The sequence below is a fragment of the Shewanella sp. Choline-02u-19 genome (assembly GCF_002836205.1).
In the GTDB taxonomy this organism is placed as follows: domain Bacteria; phylum Pseudomonadota; class Gammaproteobacteria; order Enterobacterales; family Shewanellaceae; genus Shewanella.
Genome location: NZ_PJBE01000013.1, coordinates 685,190 through 708,801, shown reverse-complemented (window position 1 = coordinate 708,801; position 23,612 = coordinate 685,190). Strand labels below are relative to the sequence as shown.

Genomic DNA, 23,612 nt, shown 5'->3' with positions numbered 1-23,612 from the left:
CCTTGTCATTAGCGCTTTGAAAAGCGTACCTGCTCCTATCTGTCTTTGGTAAAAATGCACCTTAACGGTCCTAATTTAGGCGACCCTTACGTTCATTAACTGATAAGCTTATGGGATTCCTAATGTATTGCGCCGCAGTTCTAGCAGAGACGGATCCTTATTAATGATACTTATCCAATATATACGTTTTAAGATGCTAATACTTTTTGTTGGCTTGTTAGCGTGACAATTACGCGACGTTCTAGTGCACGATCTTTAACCGTATTAGCATGTGCATCTTGTTCACCTATCGCATCTTTATCAATACGATTAACTTCAACACCATGAGAGGTTAAATAGGCTTCAACATGCTGAACACGTTTTTCTGATAATTTAAGGTTGTACTGGCTGTCACCTTGGTTATCTGACTGACCATTTAACAAGATTACATCTTGATCCTGTTGCTTAGAAAGATGAATTACTTGATCTAATTTGGTTTTAGAAGCATTACTCAGCGTTGTAGAGTCAAAACCAAACAACACGACAACACTGCTTCTATTGGTTTGGATTTCATACTTTGGCTCAGGCTTAGGGCGCGGCATAGGTTTAGTCTGTTTATCGATTACAGCAGGTAAGACAACTGCTGTGGCTGTCGCAGCTTTAACTCCAAAGCGGTAAGTTAACTGTAAACCTACTGTTTGTGCATCCATATTTACGGTGTTCCAAGCGGTTTCATCTATGTCCGCAAAGCGACGGTACTTGGCTGAGATAGCCAAAGAGTTTGTAATGTTGTAGCCAACGCCAGCACCAAAGTAAGGTGCGGTGTCTGTCGCGCTGACATATTGATTGGCACTCATTTGATGTGATAGGTGGTATTGATATGCGCCTGCTTCTCCAGTTAAGAACCATTTATCTGACAGTGGTAGGGTACCGACAACCCCAAGCGTAAAGCCATCAACGTCTATTTCTTGGCTTCCATCTAATCCACCCCATAAATGGGTATCGTCATTAGTTCCAAGATCTTGCCAGCCAGCTTCAATGGCAAGGTATTTGTTTAGTTGATAACCGACAAGAGCATTCCAGGCTAAATCACTGTCGTCACCTAAATGACTTGTTGCATCTACTGACTCGTAGTTGCTTTGACCTGCACCGGCGCCGACGTACCAAGTGTTATCAACATTTGCAGCATTGGCGTATCCGCAGGTGCCAAATAATGCAAGTGCAATAAGTGTTTTGTTCATCATATTATCTCCGTTGAGTTTAAATTTATATTGATTTCAATGACGGCATTTTGCTGTAAGGGTGCCACTAGGGCAATAGAGTGAACGGAATAACGATTATTCGATTTAATTATACCTTAGTATTGGTAACGTCGTTAAAATAGGCTGTTATGAGTTTTGTCATAAGTAGATTAGCTGATGAATGACACTAATACTTAACGTCTTAGTATTTTCGCGTTGCGCAGTTTGCAAGGCATAAATAGCTTGTTGGACTTGGCCGCTGCCACATCCAGATTAATTGGTATACTTTATGCTATAGGGATTTTATTTTTTGAGGCCAGTTAAGGGCTGCAGGGCAGATTTGATAAATTTTAATCGAACATTTTGCAAATGTTTCATTGAAACTCCTTTTCATCTTTGTGTCCCTTCACTTCTTTATAAGTTTAGCGGTTCTCGTGTGAACGATACACTCAACCGAAGCCTCGATTAGGCTCCGCGGTGCAGCTTGCTGATTGAGAATTTAATAGCAGACTCCGCCCCAATCTCGATGCTCGCAAGCAGATCACCTTAAAGAGTCTGGATCTCATCCGGTTTTACTGAATCACCAGGTGTTTCTCAGAAGCCAGTACGACGACATACAAGGTAAAACGTCAGCTGAAGTTTTGAGGTACTCATACCATCTAAATTGGTTGATAATGCTAGATTTATTTTAAGCGGCTATCGCTAGCCGCTTAAGCTGGTTTAACAATCTAATGATTTCTAAGGTAGTTCTTGGCAGGATGCCTAGTGTTCACTAACAGTACGCTGTTTTTGAACAATGTCTTTTATTTAACGGTCACATCTGCCGAGCCGGATACTCCGTCAAATGTAGCGGTGACTGTGGCACTACCTGCTGAATGTGCCGAAATTTGATTTTTATGTGCCGTGGCTACAGCTGGGTTATCACTACTCCACTTAACATAAGCCGTATAATCGTCAGCCTCTCCATTAGCATAGATAACCCAGACTTCTACATCATGAGAACTACCTAAAGCCATTGAAATATCTGCTGGGTTAACTTCAACACTCTTCACAATATTTTCCTCTACCGAAACCAGCCGTGAATCAACCTTGCCTTGATAGGTCACGCTAATGGTGGCCGAGACGTTATAATCTGAGCCTAGGGCTTCACCAGCTTGTGAATTTCCTGTTTGTATAATAATATTTTTTGGGGTATCACTTTTCCAATTTGCATCTAAGGTCACATCAACACTGCTGCCATCGGAGAAATGAGCCATAGCAGTATATTGAAACGGCCACTGGGCAAAGATCACATCATCTCCAGGTGTAATTTCGAGCCACTCAAATGCAGGTTCGGTAACCGTTGTTGTCACCCGATCACTCGCTCCCTCATATTGTGCGGTAATTTCACTACGACCTACGGCCCTGGCTGTGCCGGTGCCACCATCGGTCCCGGTCGTCACCATATGGATCACATCAGGCTGACTCGATGACCAGGTGGCTTTATCAGTCACATCGACTTTTGCCAAATTAAACATAGTTGCCGTAGCTTTATATCGTCCCTTGGTGCCCACTGGTACTTCAAGGTTTTCAGGAGTAACATCAAGACTTATAACCTCACGGTCAAAGACTGTCATTGCTCCTTGACCTTCAACTCCCTGAAACATGGCAAAAGTATAGGAAAAACCTGCTTCAATACCGTGCACAAGCCCAGTGGGATCGATGGAAATTTTATTCCTGTCTCCTGGCCTCCAATCGCTTTGGTCTGTGACATCTTTTTGAGTAATCATCCCGGCACTATTTTGATAAACAGCAAAGGCTTGAAGTTGAGTCGTTTTGCCCACAATCACCTTGCTATCGGCAGGTTCAACACTCAGCATCAAATATTCTAGGTCACTCACTATGACTTCCGCCTGAGCATCCATGCCATAATACTGCGCATTGATACCGGTTTGACCTTGGGCATTCCCCGTCACACGACCAGCTTTTGAACCTGATGTCACAACATGTGCAATGCTATCATCGGTAATCGACCATGTTGCAGCGGTGCTCACATCGATTGAATATCCATCAGAGAAAAATGCGGTTAGAATATACTGCTGAGTTTCATTGATATTCACCGTCGATGTCACTGGCGTTAACTGCAATTCAGTCAAGATGGGCTCATTAACAAACAGTGAAGTCGCTGCCATTAACGTTTTATAGCTGGCTTGGATCTCAGTTACACCAGAGTAAAGGGTGTGGGCTATGCCTGCTGTATCGATTGTAGCAATATCAGTTTTGCTACTTTGCCAACTCGATTCGAGGCTTACCTCTTTACTGCTTCCGTCAGAAAAACGAGCAAATGCTTGATAAGGCTGATCCAGTCCGGCAGATACGGAAGTGTCCGGCGGTGTGACGGTTAACTCAAGCAGTTCAGCGGCTGTGACCTCAACTACTGCCGTGGAACTCATGCCTAGGTACTGCGCTTTAACTTGGGTATTACCGACGTTTAGTGCATTAGCAAAACCACCATCCAAGCTACCCGTCCCGATATAAACTATCGCTTGATCTAGGCTTGTCCAGCTGGCGACTAGAGTTATATCCTCTGAGTGACCATCGGTATAGAAAGCTCTGGCTTCAAATTGCCCTTCGGTGCCTGCAGCCACTTTAACCTTCACTGGTGTCACTTGAATATAACTCAGCGCAGCGTCGGTCACAGTGAGTGTTGACGAATCACTGAATCCGATATAGCTTGCCGTAACAACTGTCTCACCGGCTCGGTAACCCCTTGCCTCCCCATCACGTTCAACGCTGGCAACAGAGATATCTGAACTCTGCCAAGCAGACTCGAGACTCAAATCTTTGCTGCTGCCATCAGAGAATATTCCAGAGGCTTGAAAAACCTGAGTCAAACCCGCAGCGATTGTTGTTCTGGCGGGGCTGACAACCAGCGTTTCTAAAATAACATCTGTAACAGTGATCTCGGTCCAGGCCGTTGCACCATCATAATTGGCCTGTATCTTAGTACCGCCGACGGCAGTGGCCTCAGCCAAACCGGCCGAAATTCCAACGGCAACGATATTGATGATGCCAGGATCCAGAGCACTCCAGGTTGCCAACTGAGTCACATCACTCGTATGGCCGTCAGTATAGAATGCCTCAGCTTTATATTGCCCCGAGGTACCTTTCGGCACAGTGGAGTTCGCAGGTGTCACCTGTAAACCGGTAATACTGGCATTGGTGACGCTCAGCTCGGCAACGGAGGAAAAACCGCTATAGGATGCCGAGATCTGGCTCATTCCCTTTATGTAACTCCGAGCTAATCCTTTTCGATTTACCGTGGCAACATCTTGCGTACCCGATTGCCAGGTCGCGACGTAAGTTAGATCGATATTTGAACCATCAGAAAATATTCCAATAAACTGATATTGCTGAGTATTACCCGCCGCTATAGTCCGTATCATTGGCGACAAGGTAACAGACTCGAGAATCGCATCAGTTACGATGAGCTCCGCATACGCCGTCATACCATCAAAACTTGCCCGAACCAGTGTATCTCCTACAGCCTTAGCACTGACATAACCGGCCTGAATACCGGAAGAGACGACCTCTCCAACTGCTGAGTCGTCACTCGCCCATGTGGCAAGTCGGGTAACATCACTCGAGTGCCCATCAGAGTAAAATGCAGTAGCAATCTGCTGCTGGTGATAGCCAAGCGCTAAGCTAGATTTAACTGGCGAAACCTGTAACGAGGCAATTAACGCATCGGTAACCGTTAGTTCAGCCGTCGCTTTAATGCCTAAGTAGCTAGCAGTAATCTTAGTATCACCTGCAATTAACCCTAAGCTCAATCCGTGACTATCTATCTGCGCAACAGATGTCTTATCAACTTGCCATGATGCGGCAGTTGTCAGTACTTTACTGCTGCCGTCGGAGAAGATCCCTGTCAAATTGTATTGTTGACTATTTCCCGCTGCGATTTTAGCCGTTGTAGGTGAAATAATGAGTGACATAAGCACGGCATCAGTTACAGTTGCCGAAGTTGTTACCGACGCAAAGGCCTCTGGATTACTCGGGTTTAATGCCCTGAAATTATCTGCCGTTTTGACGTTAAGCCCTGCATAACTTGCCGATATTCCAGTCTTGCCAACAGAGTAGGCCGTTGCATATCCCCCCTTATTTCCCGAAGTTATCACACTGATGATTCCGGTATTACCTGAACTCCAAGTGGCTTGCTTAGTCACGTCACTGCTGCGACCATCGGTAAAATAAGCTATCGCCTGATACTGCCCCTGAGTCCCGACAGGCGCCTGCAGATCTCTGGGTGTTATCTGAAGTCCCGAGACGACAGCCTCGGTTACGGTCAGTGATGTTCTGGTATTCATTCCCATGTAGTCGATTGATATGTCAGTAACACCCGGTGATAAGGCTTTCGCCCTCCCCGCCTTGGCACCGCTCATGCCTATGGTTGCGACGTTTGATTCTTTACTCTGCCAATAACCCAGTAGGCTGATGTCATGCACACTGGCGTCAGAAAATCGCGCTCTGGCAGTATATTCAACATCGATACCGACAGGTGTCACGAAATCGATGGGGAAGATCTCGATACTCTCAATCACAGCCGAAGTGACTTCGGCAACACCATGAGCCGTGACCTGTTGAAACTCTGCATAGACCTCAGTGACTCCTGGGGCCAATGCTGTCGCATGACCGCCACTTTCTCCCTCGGCCACTAGGCTAACTACCTGTTTATCCTCTACAGACCAAAAAGCATCTCGGGTTACATCTACCACCGAGCCATCGGAGTAATAGGCCATCGCAGCATAGTCTCCTTCGGTACCCACTGGGTATTTAACCTTAGCCGGAGACACTGTCAGGGCTGTGATCTCAGGTGCAACAACGGTGGCGAGCGTGCTATCACTTAGAGAGATATCCGCAAACTTCAAGCTAGCACTCACCTGAGTAGTGCCAAGTTCTTGGGCTGTCAATACCGCTTCATTGTCGATAGCAGCCGTTATGCTCATACTTGATTGCCAAACAGATTGCTCAGTAACATCGATACTGGCACCGTTTTCTAAAATCAAATACGCCTGATATTGCACGCTAGTGCCTTGGGGCATGATGATATTTTCAGGATTAATGACTAACTTATCAGCTGCAGCAGCTAATACCGCCAACTGAGCCTCAGCGCTGACTGTCAGGTAGCCAGCACTAATCGAGGTAACACCGGGTACTAAACCGGTAGCAAGGCCTTTACGCTCACCTTGATTAACAATAGATCCAATGGTCGCATCGTCGACACTCCAATCAGAAAAATCGGTCACATCTTGCTTATGAGAATCAGCAAACAGCGCAATGGCTCTATAGCGCTTTGACATTCCGACCAGCACTTCAGCCTCGGCTGGCTCAATCGTCAGGGCAATAACCGCCGCATCGGTAACCATCAGCTCTGCTGAATCAGATAACACTTCCCCACCCGCCTGTAGCTCAAGAGTCGCGATTATCTCTGTTTTACCCGCCGTCAGTGCCCTTGCGACTCCCGAAGCTGCAATATCGGCAATAACCACTTCGCTACTTGACCAGATGACTTGTTCAGTGACCTCTTTTCTCTCACCATCACTGAATGTAGCCATGGCGGTATAGCCATCACTAGTATCCACGGCCAGCGTATTGACCTGAGGCGTGATATCCAAAGCTACCGCGAATGCCGGGCAAGGGGTATCGGGCCCGCCACACTCAGATGAGGGGAAGCCATCGTTATCGCCATTACATGCAATCAGCAGAAAAGTCAGCAGCAACAGAAAATGGGTATTAACCACTTTAGAAAATGTCATCGTTATAAGCCCTATTTCGCATCCGTTGTGATTGAGGGAATATGAACCATTACTCGGCGGTTCTTATGTCTATGACCCTCTGTTGAGTTATCCGTAACCGGAGACTCCTCGCCAAAAGCACGTACCTCTATCTGCTTTGGCGCAACACCATTTGAAATTAAGTGTTCCGCTATGCTTTGTCCCCTTCTTTGAGACAAGGCTTGGTTATATTCAGCGCTGCCCATAGAGTCGGTGTAACCAGTTATCAACACCTTGGCATCTGAATCGCTATTGAGTCGCTCTATGACTGCCTGAAACAGGAGAGGATCGTTTATCGTGCTGCTGTCAAAATCAAACAGGGTAGTCACAAAAATGGCCGCAAGTACCACAGGTACGGGAATAACCTCCGGTTCAATCGGCTCTTGAGTATTATCTACCGGTAAGGTAACAGGCTGAATTGTTGGCTCTGGCTGACTACTTTTCTGGCCAAATCGATAACTCAACCCTAAGGTAGTTAAGTGGCCATTACTGCCACCGATATAGTCGCTGCCCAGGCTGTCGATATACTGGTATTCGAATCTGGCCACCCAGGAGGCTGACAGTTTATACTCCAGCCCAAGACCCGCTATCGGTGCCCAATCACTGTCTGTTTTATTATTGAAGGGTCCGCGGTTTTCACCTTCCCAGCGAAATGTACCTGCCTTGGCAAAAAGGTCCAAATTTTCACTGACGGGCAGACGCCCCAACAAAGACAATTCGATACCCGACATAGTGCCGCTGTAGGTCTGATTAATGCCACTCTCGGGATATACCGCTACCGCCTTACCTAAATCGAGATAGGCAGCCTCAAAACCGATATGCTCCCACAGCTGATACCCAGCAAAAGCGCCAAAGCCTAGGTCATTACCGTCGCAACTGATGCTCCAGGCTTCGCAAGCGTTTTGGTAGTGCATAGTTCCCATCTTGCCGCCAAGATAAAAAAAGGAGGAAAACTCTGGTTCCTGAATATCAAGAGAGTTTGAATCAACAGCACTGGCGGCGAAAGGTGAAATTGAGAGGTTTAACAACAAAGACAAAATGGATGACGTGCGGATATTAGGCATAACAACCCCTGAAAGTTTACGTTTAAAGTGAAGCCAAACACCTAGATTATAACAAATTTTGTACAACAAAACTATTTACCCTGATGATAGTGATCATAAGAAGAACGAATATTTAGCTATGTTTGATTACTGTTAGTTTTCTAAATTTACCTCTTACAATAGATTGGGTTATTATGATTATCGAAATCTGACTAACCGAAAATTATAATGAAAATTCTATTAGCTATTGTCATCAGTACAATTTGACGCGCAAAGGTAATTTAAAGCCACCAAAAACAGCCGCAGGCCACAGATTAATCGAGATACTTCCAGCTGCTGTGGATACACTCATGGAGTAAATGAATCAAACCTTCAGCTCACCTGCACGCAATGAAACCATTTATTATAAAAATCAAAAACTATCAAACGCAGACGAGTATTTGTAAGCAGAAAGAATGAACCCTATAAAAGACCTGAATTATCGACTACTCCCAAGCAGTGGAAGAATTGGTTAATTAAAGCAGGATTAGCCCATAGGCCCGCATATCAGTTAAGGCATACTTATGCCAGCCAGTTATTGATGATAGGGGCTGAACCATCGTGGCTAGCTGGACAGATGGGTCATTCTGACTGGGGGATGATCCGCAAGATCTATGCAACATGGATAAAAGCTGAGAAGCCAAACTATATTGAGGAATTGGCTAACAAGTTAAAACAGACCTACTAGACATAAAAAACTCGTAGGCAAAAACAAAAAAGCTCAAGCAAATTGCTTGAGCTTTTTTGTTTTTAATCGCTTGGATTTGGCCCCTATTTGACCCCTCCCACCTTAACGACCTAAAGATACTATTAAAACAGTAACTTAGGACTAGAACGGCATCTTCATGCCTGGTGGCAACTGCATGCTGCCAGTGACTTCAGCCATGCGATCTTTTTGATTCTCTTCAACACGGCGAGCCGCATCGTTGCATGCTGCTGCGATAAGATCTTCAAGCATCTCTTTATCGTCTTCAAGCAAGCTTGCGTCAATATCGACTTTACGCACACTGTGAGAGCCCGTCATGGTGACTTTAACAAGGCCAGCGCCGGCTTCGCCTGTCACTTCCATACGCGCGATCTCTTCCTGCACTTTGGCCATCTTGTCTTGCATCTGTTGGGCTTGCTTCATCAAGTTGCCCATACCGCCTTTTCCAAACATACTCTAATTCTCTTCTATTATTTATCACAACAAATAAAGTGGGCTAATCTTACTAAATATAGACTGATTAGCAATGAAAGCTGAAATTTCAATTGTAAAATTATGACTCAGGTAACCGCTTAAAGTTCGACATGTCGACCAATTCTATCGACTTTCCTTTTTTAACCAGTAATTCTGGTGCATAAGATAACGTGTCTGGTGTTAACTGTGCGCCCATATTCTGGGCTAACCAATGTACATTCGCGTCAGTCATTAAGCCATGATGAGCTTGCGCGAGGATCTCTTTATGAAAACGACGCCGCACTTCAAGAGGGGTCTCTCGAGTACTGTCGATCCCCACTGACACACGCACTTCACTTGGCTCACCAAGCGCTAGGCTCATGGCTTCTTCAAACTGCTTAATCGCAACATCGGCTGCAAGATGCTTTTGATCGGGTTTCAATAACAACGACAACGGTTGTTCAAACTGATGGCAAACGGAGTTAACGGCGAGCTGTCTAACACGTCCGCCTACTTCAAGCTCAGCCATAAATCGGTACCACTTCAAATCAATGTCATTGCCGCTTAACTCGCCACTTGGCAGTGCGGTTAAGTTTAACGCAACATCCTGAACTGAAGTTGAATCAAGCTGCATAGCAGTGGGTTTATGACTAACCTGAGCGGTTTCGTTCTGCTGTTGACTTGGTACAACAACAGCTGCAACTGCGACATTGGCTGGCGACTCTGTTGCATGAACGGCGCTTTCATCTTGAAATCGCGGTGTGGGATCCTGCTCATGAGGCTCTTCCCATGGTGGCCGGTCGATAATATTGCTGCTGTTATCAACTGGCGCTAAAGCTTTGCTTTGTTCCAATGGCTCGATATCGTCATCAATAGATGACCCCTCAGCGTCTTTATCTTCTCGCTTAGGCTTGCGAACTGGCGGCGCAAAAGGCTTGCGCTCATTAACGGACTTTTTTGTGGAACTCTCCTTAGGCTCATCATCACCTAATCCATCCAACAGAGAATCTCTTGCTGCTAATACAGCATCCAAAATATCGTCGCTTAAATCAGTCGTTGATACTGTGCTATCTGGCTTTTCTGTTTCACTTTGAGCCACAAGCGTATTTTGTTCAGCAGCAAGTCGCGATTGGGGCGCAACTGAAGATAACGTGTCTTGTGACAAAGGAGCTGAGTTGGGAGTATCAAAGTCAAAATCGTTGCCGTCAAAGTCAATATCCTGCGCGCCAGCATATTGTGCATAAGCAGATAGATCGTCTTCACCTTCATCGCCAGCTTCAACTGGCTGTGTGACCTCTGTTGCGGCTATCTCGGCGTTAGCCGTTTCAACTACACTTTTATTGGCGCTATGACTTGCAGTAATAGTCGAATCGATAACTAAATCATTCGTTTTATTGGGTACCGGAACAGATGCAATACTCGGGACTATAACGGCAGTATTGGCGACTTCGATTGTTTCATTTGAAGTTGCAGTACCCTCTTCAACTAAAGGGCTTTGCTGCGGTTTAGTGAGCGGCGCTTTGACATCTGACTCACTAGACTTTGAATACCCTTGACTCTGAGCTTGGCTGAGTATGACAGCCATTTCACTGTTCATGCTCTCAAGGCTATTCAATACTGGTGTCGCGACTTGAGGCACCACAGCTTGAGGCTTAGGTTCTAGAAGCTCTGGAGTCTTGACACTAACAGGAGTGGTGACTTCATCACTCGCGTCTATAAGTGTTTTTTTTTCGGCAGCCATATTTAGCGACGTGGCTTTAGTTTCTGCTTCTTGCTGTTTTGAGCCAGCAGTTGACTCTGAAGTTAACGCAGGGATTGAAAGATTTGCAGGCGTGTCAGTCACCCATTTGGTCACAGGTTGCTCTGGTACAAAGGTCACTGCGCGCAATAATGCCATTTCAAGCCCTGACTTGGGATCAGGTGCATGAGGCAAGTCTTTACGACCTGTCAGCAATAATTGGTAATATAACTGCACTTGCTCAGGCGATAACTGCTCCGCAAAGGCTTTGATTTGTTCGCTATATAACGACATTTGCGCTGCAGCAGGCGCAAATTGAGTTAAGGTAATTTGATGCAGTAGCTCTAATAAACTTCGCAGTACTTCGTCTGGCTCAGCACCAAATGACAATACCCTAGCAGTGACTTGCATCAATCCCATGATATCCGCTTTGGCTAATGCTTCCAGTAAGGCTAAGACCTGTTTGTCATCAATACTACCGAGCATGGTTTGTACAAGTTCAAGTTTGACTTGTCCAGCACCAAAAGCAATCGCTTGATCGGTAAGGCTTAACGCATCACGCATACTACCGTTGGCCGCTTTTGCCAGCAGAGTTAACGCAGAGGTTTCGAAATTAAGGGTTTCTTGTGTCAAGACATTGGCTAACTGATTGGCAATTTCATCTTGAGTCAAGCTCTTGAGATTAAATTGTAAACAGCGTGATAATACGGTTACAGGTAAACGCTGCGGATCCGTCGTTGCAAGCAGGAACTTAACATGTTCAGGTGGCTCTTCAAGCGTTTTTAGCAGAGCATTAAAGCTACTGCGAGACAGCATATGCACTTCATCGATAAGGTACACTTTATAGCGGCCACGACTCGGACGATACTGCACGTTATCGAGCAGTTCGCGGGTGTCATCAACTTTTGTGCGTGAGGCAGCATCGACCTCAATGAGATCAACAAAACGCCCTTCTGCGATTTCTACGCAAGCAGAACATTCGCCACATGGCGTAGCAGTAACACCTTGTTCACAATTTAAGCCTTTAGCGAAAAGACGTGCAAGACTGGTTTTACCCACTCCTCGAGTGCCGGAAAACAAATAGGCATGATGCAATCTTTGCTGAGTGAGCGCATTGGTTAATGCATGTAAAACATGAGACTGGCCAACCATTTGCTCAAATTTGGCAGGGCGCCATTTTCTGGCTAACACCTGATATGACATGGAACTCCCCAACGTGTCATGAATATGATTACGGGAGCACGCTCCTCGACTAATTTGAACAATAGCATGCAAAGGTTTGACATGCTATATCAAGCGTTCAAGGAGCGGTTTGGCGGTGATTAATTCACCTTAAACAGACATTTCAGCCTGATTATTCGCCTTCGAATTCACATAAGCTGAGTAATTCGAGATCCATTGTTGCGAGACGCTTTTCACCACCAAGATCCGGTAATGAGATAACAAATGCAGCATGATTAACCTGGCCGCCTAGATTACGGATTAACTTAACGGTTGCTTCAATGGTGCCGCCCGTCGCCAGTAAATCATCAACAACCAAGACTTTATCTTCACTAGTAATAGCATCGACATGAATTTCAAGAACGTCATGACCATACTCAAGCTCATAGCTTTCAGAAATAGTCTTTCTTGGTAATTTACCCGGCTTACGTACTGGAACGAAGCCAATACCTAACTCTAATGCCAAAGGTGCACCAAATAGGAAACCACGAGCTTCAGTGCCAACGACTTTAGTAAAGCCTTGTTCCTTGTAGTGTTCCACTAAAAGACCAATGGTTAATTTATACGCTTGTGGATCTTCTAATAAGCTAGTCACATCTCTAAACAAAATCCCCTCTTTAGGGTAGTTTGGGATGGTTTTAATGCTGTTCTTTATAAGTGCTAAGCTGTCAGTATTCATTACCATAATTCTTTACTTTATTGAGTTGAATTTGCTGACATGTTGCTAGCGACTATCGCCATAGCAAATGTCATCGAAGTGTGAAAATCGGCGTAAAGCTTAAGCCGCTTTATGCATAGTTGCAACAATGGATCGCCAGAACTGCTGACTCACCCCATGCAAAATACCACTACTATTGTTCACGGTTCCAAAGAGCGGTTATCAATTGGTTAAATTCGCTTTTATATTCAGTACTATGCACTAATACAGTCAAAGGCTTATTCATCGATCTCAGGAATGCTTCTCAAGTAAACAATGAGTCCAGTGCCAATGCAGGCTAGCATCACTTTGACCCAAATAAGCGGGACTATCGTGATACTGACAATAAAACTTAGGCTACTTACAATATAGGCCTTCTTCTTTAGTCCTTTACGCATAGCACCTTCTGCTTGCCAATTTTGCAGCGCATCAGCAAACCACGGGTGTGCCATCAACCATTGATATAGTCTGTCGCTTGAGCGAGCAAAACAATAAGCAGCCAATAAGATAAAAGGCACCGTTGGCAGTATCGGCAATAAAATGCCCAATAAACCTAACGCTAGGCTACAAAGACCAGCCAGAAGAAAGAAACCACGTTTTAACGCCATCAGTACCGCCCAAAAAAACAAAAAGCCACTCAAAAGAGTGGCTAGTATACCTGAGCTAGGATGAAACAGAGCTTAAATTAGCCCCATTACCTTCAACCAAGATAGGCTTGCGGGTAATGTCGGCAACAACATTACCAGGATAAAACCAACAAAATAAACAATGTTAAATGGGTCTTTAAACGGCTGACTCATGACTTCCTCTACAACTGTTGTTAACGACAATTATTGATCTAGATCAATTTTTGGCGCCATTATAGGGTTTAGCCGTGCTGATAGAAAGACTAATCCTCAATAAATTCTCTAATGATGCCTTTAGCACTCAATTGCATTAACAGGTCTACACAGCCTTGTTGTAATACCGTAGGCTCTATATCGGTAAAAGTCACTGATAACCATTCAATTAAATCTGCACATTTCACTGAGTCAAATTGCGACATATAAGCTAAAACCTGGGCTGTTAGCGGATTGAGCTGCAAAAAGCTCACTTCATCTTCAAAATCAGAATATATACAAAAAAACTGCGGCTCCTCTGTCGGCTCTTTTGGGCGGTAATCTTCGCTAATGTGTTGTACATCGTATGTATACTGGGCTATTTGCGATGTCGACGACACACTTAGCGTCATCGCTGAAATAACGTCAGCATCCATTACCGCCATGTCGATTATCTTTTGCTGCGGAACCTCTTGTGCGACGGCCACAACCAGCTCTAGCCATTCATAATGTGCCAGTTCCAGCATAAAAGGAGGATCGATTTCTGTTGCTGTGTATTCGGTTTGCAAAAACAGCAGAAATTCCTGGGAGATCTCAATAAAGATAGGTGTGTGACAATCATGATACACGAAGAACTGTTGCACTCGTTCTTGCCAGTCTTGTTCGCTATATAAACTCTTTAATACCGGGAAGGCGTTAGACACAAAGCCATCAATATTATTAAAAAATAGTTCGCGGTAAATCTTCATCCGCCGCGCTTCAATCCCCTCAGGTAGAGGATTTGATGGATCTTTAATGTAATCCATGAATTTTTGTTGTGTTTCAATAAAACTCATCAAGCGCTCCTTTTTAAACTGGCGATATGACGGTTTTGATAATCATGGATCTGATTAATTTCTAACAACAACTCATTGGTTGCTGGAATATTAAAATCTCGTTCAAGCAATGTAGGAAAAACACCATGGTACTGATGGCATGCCTCAAGTAGCTTCCATACCGGATCAACAATATCAGCGCCGTGTGTATCAACCACTAAGTCTTCAGCCTCTTCATAGTGACCCGCAATATGTAAATATTCGATTCTATCGGTCGGCATCGCTTTTAAGTATTCAAGCGCATCGTATTGATGGTTAATCGAGTTCACATAGATATTGTTAACGTCGAGCAGCATCTTACAGTCAGCTTCTTCCATTACGGCTGTAACAAACTCCAGTTCAGACATTTCAGCGCCAGGGGCAGCGTAAAATGATACGTTCTCCAATATTAAAGGACGTTCAATAATATCCTCTACTTGCTTAACACGCGCAGCCACATGACGAACGGCTTCGCCTGTAAAAGGGATTGGCATCAAATCGTACATATGTCCAGTACCAGAACAATAACTTAAATGCTCTGAATAGCTTTTTATCTGATGCAAGTCTAGAAAGTCTTTGACGTTTTTGACAAATTGAACATCGAGCGGCGCTGGGCTACCAATAGATAGCGATAAACCATGACAATAAAACTCATGTTTTTCTGTTAGTGCCCTAAATTGACGACCAAACTTTCCGCCGAGTGTCATCCAGTTTTCTGGTGCCACCTCAAAAAAATCAATGGCCTTAGGAACACCTTGGCAAAATTCATCCAACATTTCTCGCCTAAGACCGAGACCCACCTGTCCTTTATTTGTCATACTGCACGTCCACTAATTTATGATTTATATACCCAATCGGCTTGAGTATATACAAATAGGGCCAGCAAACGCTGACCCCGTTTAACTCAAGTGGAAAGCTTACTTAGAACCACCACACTTACCTTCTTTCTCAGCTTTCTTATCGCCGCCACATTTGCCTTCTTTAGCTTTCATTTTGTCGCCGCCACACTTACCTTCACCACACTTACCTTCTTTAGCTTTCATTTTGTCGCCGCCGCACTTACCTTCTTTGGCTTTCATTTTGTCGCCGCCGCACTTACCTTCGCCACACTTACCTTCTTTGGCCTTCATTTTGTCTTCGCCGCACTTACCTTCTTTGGCCTTTTTCTTGTCTGCGCCGCATTTGCCTTCGCCACACTTACCTTCGCCTTCAACTAGCTGGTAACCGGCTTGCATCTCACTATAACCAAATGGGCTTGCTTGGACAGATGCAGCCAAAGAACTTCCAAGAACAACAGCACCAACAGCAACAGTAATAGCAGTCTTATTAACGAGTTTCATAATATCTTCCTTCTTGATTTAATCTACAGTATTTCGGTTACCAACAATGTATTTTGCTGGCTTGCTTAAAGAGACCTGTGTACCTACAAATAAATTTCATTTATTCTACAACTATCACATTTATGACGCATAAAAGCTGATAGTGCAAATATTGTTTGCATCTATTAGTGCCTGCTATAGCGATGTTTATCTTAGTAATTTGTAATAAATAGCGCTTATCAAGCAACAAATAGAGACTGACCAATAAAACAACAATCAAATAACAATACTGATTATTAATGATATAAGATCACTCTATACTCGCTTTAATTTGGTGCCGTACGGTGCATGATGTAGAATGCAGCGCCTTTTAAAACTGATGAGTGGACTGTTCTGTGCGAATAATTTTGGCGCCTATGGAAGGCGTGGTTGATGATTTAATGCGTGAAATCCTTTCAGCAATCAATCCGTACGATTTAATGGTGACGGAATTTGTACGTGTCGTTGATCAGTTATTACCAGAAAAAGTATTTTACCGTCTCTGTCCTGAGCTAAAAACTGACGGTAAAACAACTTCAGGCACGCCGGTAAGGGTCCAACTACTGGGACAAGAGCCTGGTTGGATGGCGGAAAATGCCGTTAGAGCAATAGAGCTAGGATCTAAAGGGGTTGACGTTAATTTTGGTTGCCCTGCAAAAATGGTTAATCGCAGTAACGGTGGTGCAATCATGCTGCAATATCCTGAGCAGCTGTATAATGTCGTCAAGGCCATGCGAGATGCAGTGCCTGATGAGCATCCTGTGACCGCAAAAATCCGTCTCGGTTTTAACGATAAGTCTCTCTATATGGAGAATGCACAGGCTATTTACGAAGCGGGTGCCAGTGAGATTGCGGTGCACGCCAGAAGTAAAGTTGATGGTTATAAGCCACCTGCTTATTGGGAATACATTACCGACATCAATGCAAAACTGCCTATTCCGGTTATTGCTAACGGCGAAATTTGGAATGCACAAGATGCACAGCGCTGCATGCAAGTGACCGGGTGTGACACTATCATGGTAGGACGCGGGGCCATTTCGTTGCCTAACCTAGCGGCAAGCATTAAAGGTGAAACACCTTATACGTGGCAACAATCACTGGCGCTGATGCTGGAGTACACCAACCGAGAACTCGCCGGACGTAAAAGTACCTATTACCCAGCCAGAATTAAGCAATGGTTTAATTATCTCAATCGTCAATATCCCGAAGCTGATACCTTGTTTCGCGAGCTACGGATCTACAAAACGGCTGAAGAAATTATCAATGTTCTGCAAACAGCAAATGCCAATCTGTACCATCAGCAGTCTGATTAACAGAATAATTGGTTATTATTAGTAATAATGCTCTCTGATTTGATCTTCGTCATTACCTGCGATCGTGACATGTTTAGACTGATAAACCGTGAAGTCAATAATTGTAGGCAAAGCCGTGAGTACCAACCAAATCAAACAAATGTTATCCGATATAGAATCGGAGTTAAGGCAGAAGATTGGTGCGCACCCAGATATCCAAGCCAAGCTAATGGACAAGCATAATTATTCCCTTTGTGAGCTCATTGAAATAATGACTCAAGCTCACTTATGCGATAACCCATTATTTTTTAAGTTGATGCAACTCGATGCAGCTTGTTGCCAACTGGACATTGGTTTGTATGGCGTGTGCTCTGATTGTGAATCTGAAATCGAAGCAGAACTGTTAGTCGCTAATCCACTTGAACAGCGATGTTTAAGCTGTACTAGCCAATATAAACGCGAACATCGTCAAGAGTTAAGACTAAACCATTAACTCTAGTCTATTTACTTCTTAGAGCATTCGTTGGCTCTTACAAAAAAACCTCCAATTAAGGAGGTTTTTTAATGTCTAAATCTTACTTAAATAACTATTTTTAGAACTTAACACTTGCTCTTACGAAGAAGTAACGACCTAGTACATCATAAGTGTACGGATCGGTATTTGAATCGTTGTTACCAGTGTAGTACGGTGGCTCTTCATCTAGAATGTTGTTAACGCCGCCCGATAGACGAACTGTATTTGTTACATCATACGTTGCTGATAGATCATGATAAACAATTGAGTCAACTGAAGGAGCATAACAACCTGCTGTATCATCTTTACAAGCAAATGAATCCATGCCGTCGATATAACGCGCTTCGTATGTTGCAGACCAATCATCGCCTGACGCTTTTAAGTTAAAGTTTGTTTTGAACTCAGCGTAAGCACCTACACCACCAGTGATGTAACCTTTATAGTCAACAGCGTTACCGTCTTGGTCAAATTCTTCATATTTATCAAGAATCGACGTATCAAGACCTGCTTTCCAATCTAGTCCTAAGCCTTCGAAAGCGTAAGCAACATTGATATCGTAACCAGCAGTGTTAGTTTCACCAATGTTTTGTAAACCATTATCAAACTTAATACGGCCTGTAGCATCGATTGAGATATTAGATGCTTGACATAAAGCGGTACCTGTATTGATCGTGCTACCGTTTGCATCTAAACACTGATTAGCAATGTAGTTTGAATCAACTGAAGTAATTGTGTTTGAGATTGCAATATCATAGTAATCAAGAGTGAACGATAAACCGTCAACAAAATTTGGCGAGTAAACTAAACCAACTGTTGTAATATCCGCTTCTTCTGGTGTTAGTAGTGGGTTACCACCAACGGTCACTTCTGCTTGAGTTTGCTCTGTTGCAGGGTGAACAATTTGATCAAATGATGGAGACTTACCACCAAACAACTCATCTACTGTTGGTGCACGGAATGCAGTAGATTGACCACCACGGATCATTAAGTCATCAAATACACGCCAAGTTAAACCCACTTTCCAAGTATTATCAGAACCAAATGTGCTGTAGTCGAAATAACGCATTGCTGCACTTAAATCTACTTGCTGTGCTAATGGTAAATCGCTTAGTAATGGAATCGCAATTTCTGCATAAACTTCATTAACATCAAAAGAACCAGCTGTAGCTTCAACACGTGGATCATTCGCTAAACCTTGAGCAGTTAGTGAATCTGGCGTGTAATGTGCAGATTCTTTACGGTATTCGTAACCCGCTGCAAAGCCCATAGTACCCGCTGGCAAATCAACAATATCACCAGAAATTGTTGCTGAAGCAATATCTAACTCACTGCCACCGCTATTTACTTCAGTGTAAATAAATGGAGCAATGCTTTCGCCTTCCCAAGAAGACTGAAGGAATGGGTCAAAATCACCTTCTAAAACAGCGTCATTGATTGAACCGATGTTATGCAAGTTAGCTAGGGTGTCTACAGAATCGTTCTTACCTTTGTTGTAAGAGGCGTCCCATGTCCAACCATTAGCAAACTCACCTTCTAGACCAACTACAACACGAACTGTATCAACAACTTGTGAGAAATCACGAGAACCTGATTCAACCATACGACGACCATAGCTTAATTCTTCACCTGCTTTTACCCAAGGAAGAAGGTCATCGGTCATGAAACCGCCAGCTGCCTTAGGCTTATATTCCCAAGCAGAATTATTCCAAATTGGCTGTGGAGCCATTTGTTGTTCAGACCAACGCTTAGAGTACATAGCCTCAGAGAAGAATGTGATGGTATCAGATAGCTCGTAAGTACCAGAGAAAGACAGGTTCAAACGCTCCATAGGAGTATATAAGTAGCTATCTTTAGCGTAGTTATATTTATCATCATTTTTAAAATCATGGTATTCACCACCACGACCACTTAAATCAGCTTCGGATTTTCCATCAAAGTATTTAAATTTTGCTTTGCCTTCGCCATTGTCAACGTATTCACCATACTCACCAGAATCACCAATAGCATACTCTTTATCAGGACCTGTCGGAGTAATACCAAAGTTCATGTCTCCCCAGACATGTCCACCTTGTGCGTATGAACTACCACCACAATAAAGACTTTTATCTCCAGCAGCCCCTGTTTCAGCGATTGGACAATTAGAAAAATCACGATCTGCTTGGCTAGCTTCACCACGTTTAGTGTACTGAGCATTGATGACAACGTTACCTTTATCGAACGTATTGCCTATTGTAAAATCAATGCTTGATTCATCTGCATCCCCATGACCTGACATACCTGTTTGCACGTTCATTTCAAAGCCATCAAAATCACGCTTCAAAATCACGTTAACAACGCCAGCGATGGCATCCGTTCCATAAATAGCTGAAGCACCATCTTTTAGCACTTCAACGCGTTGGATCATCGATACTGGAATGGTATTCAAATCAACAGTTGATGCTGCGCCTGTTCCTGATGCAATCATACGACGGCCATTGACCAACACCAAAGTACGGTTTGAACCTAGACCACGTAGGTTGATACTTGCATCACCACCTGAACCGTTGTTAACGGCCGCGTTCACCATCGCACCGCCCGTTGACGTCATTTGCTGCAGTATGTCATCAATAGAGGTTGCGCCAGATGCAAGAATTGCAGAGGCATCAATAACCGTGACTGGGCTAGATGTTTCCAAATCTGCACGTTTAATACGTGAACCGGTAACTTGAATTCGTTCTACTTTCTCTTCTGCTGTATTTCCTTCAGCAGCATCTTCTGCTAAAGCAAATCCAGATAAGGCAACACTACTAGCAGCAATAGCAATAAAGCTTTTACGTATTGCACTTGCAGTTAAGGTCATTGAGTTCATATATTTCCCTTCAAATTTCAACACTAAGTGTGAAAATAGTTATATTTTTTATTTTATTATTAATAAGAAGTTATTTCTTATCCCTTATACTGTTAAATATAACCAATAGTGTCAACAGTTATTACATACACACAACGTAGATGATATAAATTGATACAAATCACAAAAAACAAACGGAACAATAATGATATAAAAACAAATAAAATCATCGACTTAAAATAAAACAACCAAAAGCAGGTTAATATACAACCAGATGTTACAAAATAGTGTTTAGAATTACTATATCGCAACCTAAGATTAACAATTCAAATTGTTAATCTAAAAGATTAAAACGAAATAACACAAATATGACAGCTACATACAGAACATTTGAACAAGTAAAAACTTAAAACCACAAACATTACAACAAACAAATAAATATACAAATAATAGACATAATTGATACAAGTTAAATACATAGCTGATACAATTTACACATTACGGATACTAGTCACATGGTAATGTATCAGCAATATCAGTAGTGTTGACACTCTCGGTTTTATATTAACAACCAATAAATCAAACATTACTAATATTAAGTATCAAGCTGCTTTTGTTTTACATTCTTAATATATGAAATAGCACGGACACTCTTACTTCAACAAAGCTGACTGCTCAGTTACCAATAAAGCCTCCTTATCCGTTGTTACCTTAAGATTTCCTATTCTAATTTTGGACACATAAGCCCCTCAACCACATGCATAGGTCAAAGGAGAAAGGACAGGCTTTTTGATACTATACGTGCTTAACCGGTGAACGTTATAGATACGGTTTAGCCAGCAGAAGCCAAAACAGAGTAATATATGAACCGCTAGGTAGTTGAATGATTGAATGGTTGAATGGTTGATTTTGCCGCCACGACCTCTGGGGATGAGCAGTCACCTTGAGTAAGGTGCTATACCCGCCATTGAAAGGTAGTATCCCAGCTGAAACTATTGAGCGACAAATAAAAAAGGAGCCATAAGGCTCCTTTTCTTAAATCTTAGCTACGTCTCAAATTAACGAGTACGTGGGCAAAGCTCTTCAGTGCTGAAGAAGTATGCTACTTCACGCTCAGCAGATGCAACTGAATCAGAACCGTGTGCCGCGTTCTCATCAATGCTTTCAGCGAAATCTGCACGGATAGTACCTTCCGCAGCATCAGCTGGATTAGTAGCACCTAAGATTTCACGGTGTGCAAGAACAGCATTTTCGCCTTCAAGAGTCTGAACCATGATAGGACCAGAAGTCATGAATGCAACTAGTGCACCGAAGAAAGGACGTTCGCTGTGCTCAGCGTAAAAGCCTTCTGCTTGTTCTTGGCTTAGGTGAACCATTTTAGAAGCGATGATTTTCAGGCCAGCAGTTTCAAAACGGTTGTAGATAGCGCCAATGTGGTTTTTTGCAACAGCATCAGGCTTAATGATAGAAAAAGTACGTTCGATAGCCATGAAAAGCTTCCTTCTTAAATAAACGGGTTTTTAATTTCGCGCGGATTATACGAAATTAATGCCTAATTGCCTACCCTTATAGTGCTATCAAATAGAGATAAGTCGTATTTAGAAATGCATAAAAGCCAATCAGATCACAGTTCATAAGTGAATGCCTTAAAAATTGGCTTCTGATTTAATCATTTAAGTGATGAGTTAAGCCGCTATTAGTAGTATTTACTTGTGCTTTTTCACCCATATAAAGCCTGCGGCAATCACAACTAACAATGCCAGTGCGGGTGCAATATCCATAAAGTGATGAAACAACCCAACGCCGCCATGACCTTCATGTGCAAATGCTAAGGTTGGAGTGAGTAATGATAAGGTGAGTATTAGAAACTTGCTCATATTGACGTTCCTTTGATGAATGGCTGAAACATATCACTTTTACCACTTTGCGTAGTAAAGTCATAACAGTGATGTAAGCCTAAAATCAAACACGGAAGGTGAACTTGATGTTGATCAATCCTACGTTTATTTCACTTATTAGATGTCAACTTACATGATTTAGATCACAACAGCTTGAACAAGTAATGACAATTAGTCTCACTTTTCATCAATCCAGTGAGCTTGAATTGCTTCTAAAATACGTTCATTACAATGGTCCGGATCGTCTTCAAATGTTTCAAGCTTTATCACCCAATCACATAGTTCGGTAAATCGAATAGATTCAGGGTTAACATCTGGATAATTTTCCAGTAGCGCTAATGCGATCTCTTGCGAATCAATCCATTTAAGTACCATATCCGACTCCAACGATTCAACATGATCTAAGTATAAACCAAACTCTTTATGGTGAAGGAAATTGTGGCATTAATACTAGGGGCTCTTGATCTTTCGAGCTTAGTTTTTGTTTTTTAGTACAAGGCTTGAGCGATGATGCTTAGCTGGCTAAGCGAAAAGCTCGTAACGCATTCTAGCCATAAAAGACTAAAAGTATTGAAACGGACCCGAAGGGCCGCGCTTCTTGGCTATTTTTACTGTGTTGTAGGCTATTTGTGGAGAATGACTAAACGACATAGCCTCCGCCTTGTCAAAATAGCCAATAAACTGCGGCAAAAACAACCGTGAAAGATCAAAAGCCCCTTAACTTTTTGCAAAAAAAACCAGTAGACAAGCTACTGGTTTATATTTTGTAGTGACAGCCTACTGACTTTCACTCACCATATTAATAGTGTACTTCGGGATATCAACAACCAAATCAGATGCCGGCACTTTAGACTGGCACGAAAGACGGCTTTCAGGCTCTAAGCCCCATGCTTTATCAAGCATGTCATCTTCCAGTTCGTCACTTGGTTCAAGTTCATCAAACCCTTCACGGATAACAACGTGACAGGTTGTACAAGCACAAGACTTCTCACAAGCGTGTTCTATGTAAATACCGTTACGCAAAGCAACGTCTAATACCGTTTCACCTTCATTGGCTTCTACAACTGCACCATCTGGGCATAATTCTTCATGCGGTAAAAATACTATTTGTGGCATATTGG

At 43.2% G+C, this 23,612-nt stretch carries 18 protein-coding genes; 3 read left to right on the top strand and 15 right to left on the bottom strand.

What is annotated here, in order from left to right:
* Positions 1-188: 188 nt before the first annotated feature.
* From CXF83_RS09875 to CXF83_RS09860, 3 genes are all read right to left on the bottom strand, one after another.
* Positions 189-1,223, bottom strand: a complete 1,035-nt coding sequence (locus tag CXF83_RS09875) for an outer membrane beta-barrel protein (protein ID WP_101089117.1) — start codon at positions 1,221-1,223, stop codon at positions 189-191.
* A gap of 800 nt (positions 1,224-2,023) precedes the next feature.
* Positions 2,024-7,015 carry an Ig-like domain-containing protein gene (locus CXF83_RS09865; protein ID WP_232775084.1) on the bottom strand — a complete coding sequence of 1,664 codons (4,992 nt, stop codon included), beginning with the start codon at positions 7,013-7,015 and terminating at the stop codon, positions 2,024-2,026.
* An 11-nt stretch (positions 7,016-7,026) separates the two neighbouring features.
* Positions 7,027-8,097 (bottom strand): OmpA family protein, encoded by a 1,071-nt coding sequence (locus tag CXF83_RS09860; protein ID WP_101089119.1) that lies wholly within the window; start codon positions 8,095-8,097, stop codon positions 7,027-7,029.
* Positions 8,098-8,497: 400 nt separating this feature from the next.
* On the opposite strand from CXF83_RS09860, the gene CXF83_RS23045 reads away from it, so the two are divergent.
* Entirely contained in the window at positions 8,498-8,803 is a 306-nt protein-coding gene (locus CXF83_RS23045; RefSeq protein ID WP_101089120.1) for a tyrosine-type recombinase/integrase, read from the top strand.
* A 141-nt stretch (positions 8,804-8,944) separates the two neighbouring features.
* Here the strand turns inward: CXF83_RS23045 and CXF83_RS09850 are convergent, their stop codons facing one another.
* From CXF83_RS09850 to CXF83_RS09815, 7 genes are all read right to left on the bottom strand, one after another.
* Positions 8,945-9,274: a YbaB/EbfC family nucleoid-associated protein gene (locus CXF83_RS09850; RefSeq protein WP_101089121.1), complete on the bottom strand. Its 330-nt coding sequence runs from the start codon at positions 9,272-9,274 to the stop codon at positions 8,945-8,947.
* Positions 9,275-9,374: 100 nt separating this feature from the next.
* Positions 9,375-12,215, bottom strand: coding sequence for a DNA polymerase III subunit gamma/tau (dnaX, locus tag CXF83_RS09845; RefSeq protein WP_101089122.1), 2,841 nt, complete (start codon positions 12,213-12,215; stop codon positions 9,375-9,377).
* Positions 12,216-12,366: 151 nt separating this feature from the next.
* Complete coding sequence (apt, locus tag CXF83_RS09840; RefSeq protein ID WP_101089123.1) at positions 12,367-12,918, bottom strand: adenine phosphoribosyltransferase; 552 nt, start codon at positions 12,916-12,918, stop codon at positions 12,367-12,369.
* Between the two features lie 251 nt (positions 12,919-13,169).
* Entirely contained in the window at positions 13,170-13,538 is a 369-nt protein-coding gene (locus tag CXF83_RS09835; protein ID WP_101089124.1) for a YbaN family protein, read from the bottom strand.
* Between the two features lie 281 nt (positions 13,539-13,819).
* A complete protein-coding gene (locus tag CXF83_RS09825; RefSeq protein ID WP_101089126.1) occupies positions 13,820-14,584 on the bottom strand; it encodes an HvfC family RiPP maturation protein in 765 nt (254 codons plus the stop codon).
* Positions 14,584-15,420, bottom strand: a complete 837-nt coding sequence (locus CXF83_RS09820; protein ID WP_101089127.1) for an HvfB family MNIO-type RiPP peptide maturase — start codon at positions 15,418-15,420, stop codon at positions 14,584-14,586. The genes CXF83_RS09825 and CXF83_RS09820 overlap by 1 nt, the downstream gene beginning before the upstream one ends.
* A 99-nt stretch (positions 15,421-15,519) precedes the next feature.
* The gene (locus CXF83_RS09815; RefSeq protein ID WP_101089128.1) at positions 15,520-15,942 is read right to left on the bottom strand and encodes an HvfA family oxazolone/thioamide-modified RiPP metallophore; all 423 of its coding nucleotides are present in this window, start codon (positions 15,940-15,942) and stop codon (positions 15,520-15,522) included.
* Positions 15,943-16,316: 374 nt separating this feature from the next.
* On the opposite strand from CXF83_RS09815, the gene dusC reads away from it, so the two are divergent.
* Both dusC and CXF83_RS09805 read left to right on the top strand, forming a co-directional pair.
* Positions 16,317-17,273 (top strand): tRNA dihydrouridine(16) synthase DusC, encoded by a 957-nt coding sequence (gene dusC, locus CXF83_RS09810; RefSeq protein WP_101089129.1) that lies wholly within the window; start codon positions 16,317-16,319, stop codon positions 17,271-17,273.
* A gap of 115 nt (positions 17,274-17,388) precedes the next feature.
* Complete coding sequence (locus CXF83_RS09805) at positions 17,389-17,745, top strand: TraR/DksA C4-type zinc finger protein (protein WP_101089130.1); 357 nt, start codon at positions 17,389-17,391, stop codon at positions 17,743-17,745.
* A 100-nt stretch (positions 17,746-17,845) separates the two neighbouring features.
* On the opposite strand, the gene CXF83_RS09800 is transcribed toward CXF83_RS09805, so the two are convergent.
* The 5 genes from CXF83_RS09800 to fdx form a co-directional block, all read right to left on the bottom strand.
* Positions 17,846-20,614 (bottom strand): TonB-dependent receptor, encoded by a 2,769-nt coding sequence (locus CXF83_RS09800; protein ID WP_180961105.1) that lies wholly within the window; start codon positions 20,612-20,614, stop codon positions 17,846-17,848.
* A 1,037-nt stretch (positions 20,615-21,651) separates the two neighbouring features.
* Positions 21,652-22,083, bottom strand: coding sequence for a nucleoside-diphosphate kinase (gene ndk / locus CXF83_RS09795; RefSeq protein WP_101089040.1), 432 nt, complete (start codon positions 22,081-22,083; stop codon positions 21,652-21,654).
* 216 nt (positions 22,084-22,299) lie between these two features.
* Positions 22,300-22,470 (bottom strand): hypothetical protein, encoded by a 171-nt coding sequence (locus CXF83_RS22690; protein ID WP_180961106.1) that lies wholly within the window; start codon positions 22,468-22,470, stop codon positions 22,300-22,302.
* Positions 22,471-22,668: 198 nt separating this feature from the next.
* Positions 22,669-22,866: a Fe-S cluster assembly protein IscX gene (iscX, locus tag CXF83_RS09790; RefSeq protein WP_101089041.1), complete on the bottom strand. Its 198-nt coding sequence runs from the start codon at positions 22,864-22,866 to the stop codon at positions 22,669-22,671.
* 402 nt (positions 22,867-23,268) lie between these two features.
* The gene (gene fdx / locus CXF83_RS09785; RefSeq protein ID WP_101089042.1) at positions 23,269-23,607 is read right to left on the bottom strand and encodes an ISC system 2Fe-2S type ferredoxin; all 339 of its coding nucleotides are present in this window, start codon (positions 23,605-23,607) and stop codon (positions 23,269-23,271) included.
* Between the last annotated feature and the right edge of the window lie 5 nt (positions 23,608-23,612).

Bases quoted from the DNA above. Each gene is read 5' to 3' on its own strand.
- CXF83_RS09800 (WP_180961105.1), bottom strand. From the start codon at position 20,614: ATGAACTCAATGACCTTAACTGCAAGTGCAATACGTAAAAGCTTTATT.
- CXF83_RS09850 (WP_101089121.1), bottom strand. From the start codon at position 9,274: ATGTTTGGAAAAGGCGGTATGGGCAACTTGATGAAGCAAGCCCAACAG.
- CXF83_RS09825 (WP_101089126.1), bottom strand. From the start codon at position 14,584: ATGAGTTTTATTGAAACACAACAAAAATTCATGGATTACATTAAAGAT.
- CXF83_RS22690 (WP_180961106.1), bottom strand. From the start codon at position 22,470: ATGAGCAAGTTTCTAATACTCACCTTATCATTACTCACTCCAACCTTA.
- CXF83_RS09875 (WP_101089117.1), bottom strand. From the start codon at position 1,223: ATGATGAACAAAACACTTATTGCACTTGCATTATTTGGCACCTGCGGA.
- dnaX (WP_101089122.1), bottom strand. From the start codon at position 12,215: ATGTCATATCAGGTGTTAGCCAGAAAATGGCGCCCTGCCAAATTTGAG.
- CXF83_RS09835 (WP_101089124.1), bottom strand. From the start codon at position 13,538: ATGGCGTTAAAACGTGGTTTCTTTCTTCTGGCTGGTCTTTGTAGCCTA.
- fdx (WP_101089042.1), bottom strand. From the start codon at position 23,607: ATGCCACAAATAGTATTTTTACCGCATGAAGAATTATGCCCAGATGGT.
- CXF83_RS09860 (WP_101089119.1), bottom strand. From the start codon at position 8,097: ATGCCTAATATCCGCACGTCATCCATTTTGTCTTTGTTGTTAAACCTC.
- ndk (WP_101089040.1), bottom strand. From the start codon at position 22,083: ATGGCTATCGAACGTACTTTTTCTATCATTAAGCCTGATGCTGTTGCA.
- iscX (WP_101089041.1), bottom strand. From the start codon at position 22,866: ATGGTACTTAAATGGATTGATTCGCAAGAGATCGCATTAGCGCTACTG.
- CXF83_RS09815 (WP_101089128.1), bottom strand. From the start codon at position 15,942: ATGAAACTCGTTAATAAGACTGCTATTACTGTTGCTGTTGGTGCTGTT.
- apt (WP_101089123.1), bottom strand. From the start codon at position 12,918: ATGGTAATGAATACTGACAGCTTAGCACTTATAAAGAACAGCATTAAA.
- CXF83_RS09865 (WP_232775084.1), bottom strand. From the start codon at position 7,015: ATGACATTTTCTAAAGTGGTTAATACCCATTTTCTGTTGCTGCTGACT.
- CXF83_RS09820 (WP_101089127.1), bottom strand. From the start codon at position 15,420: ATGACAAATAAAGGACAGGTGGGTCTCGGTCTTAGGCGAGAAATGTTG.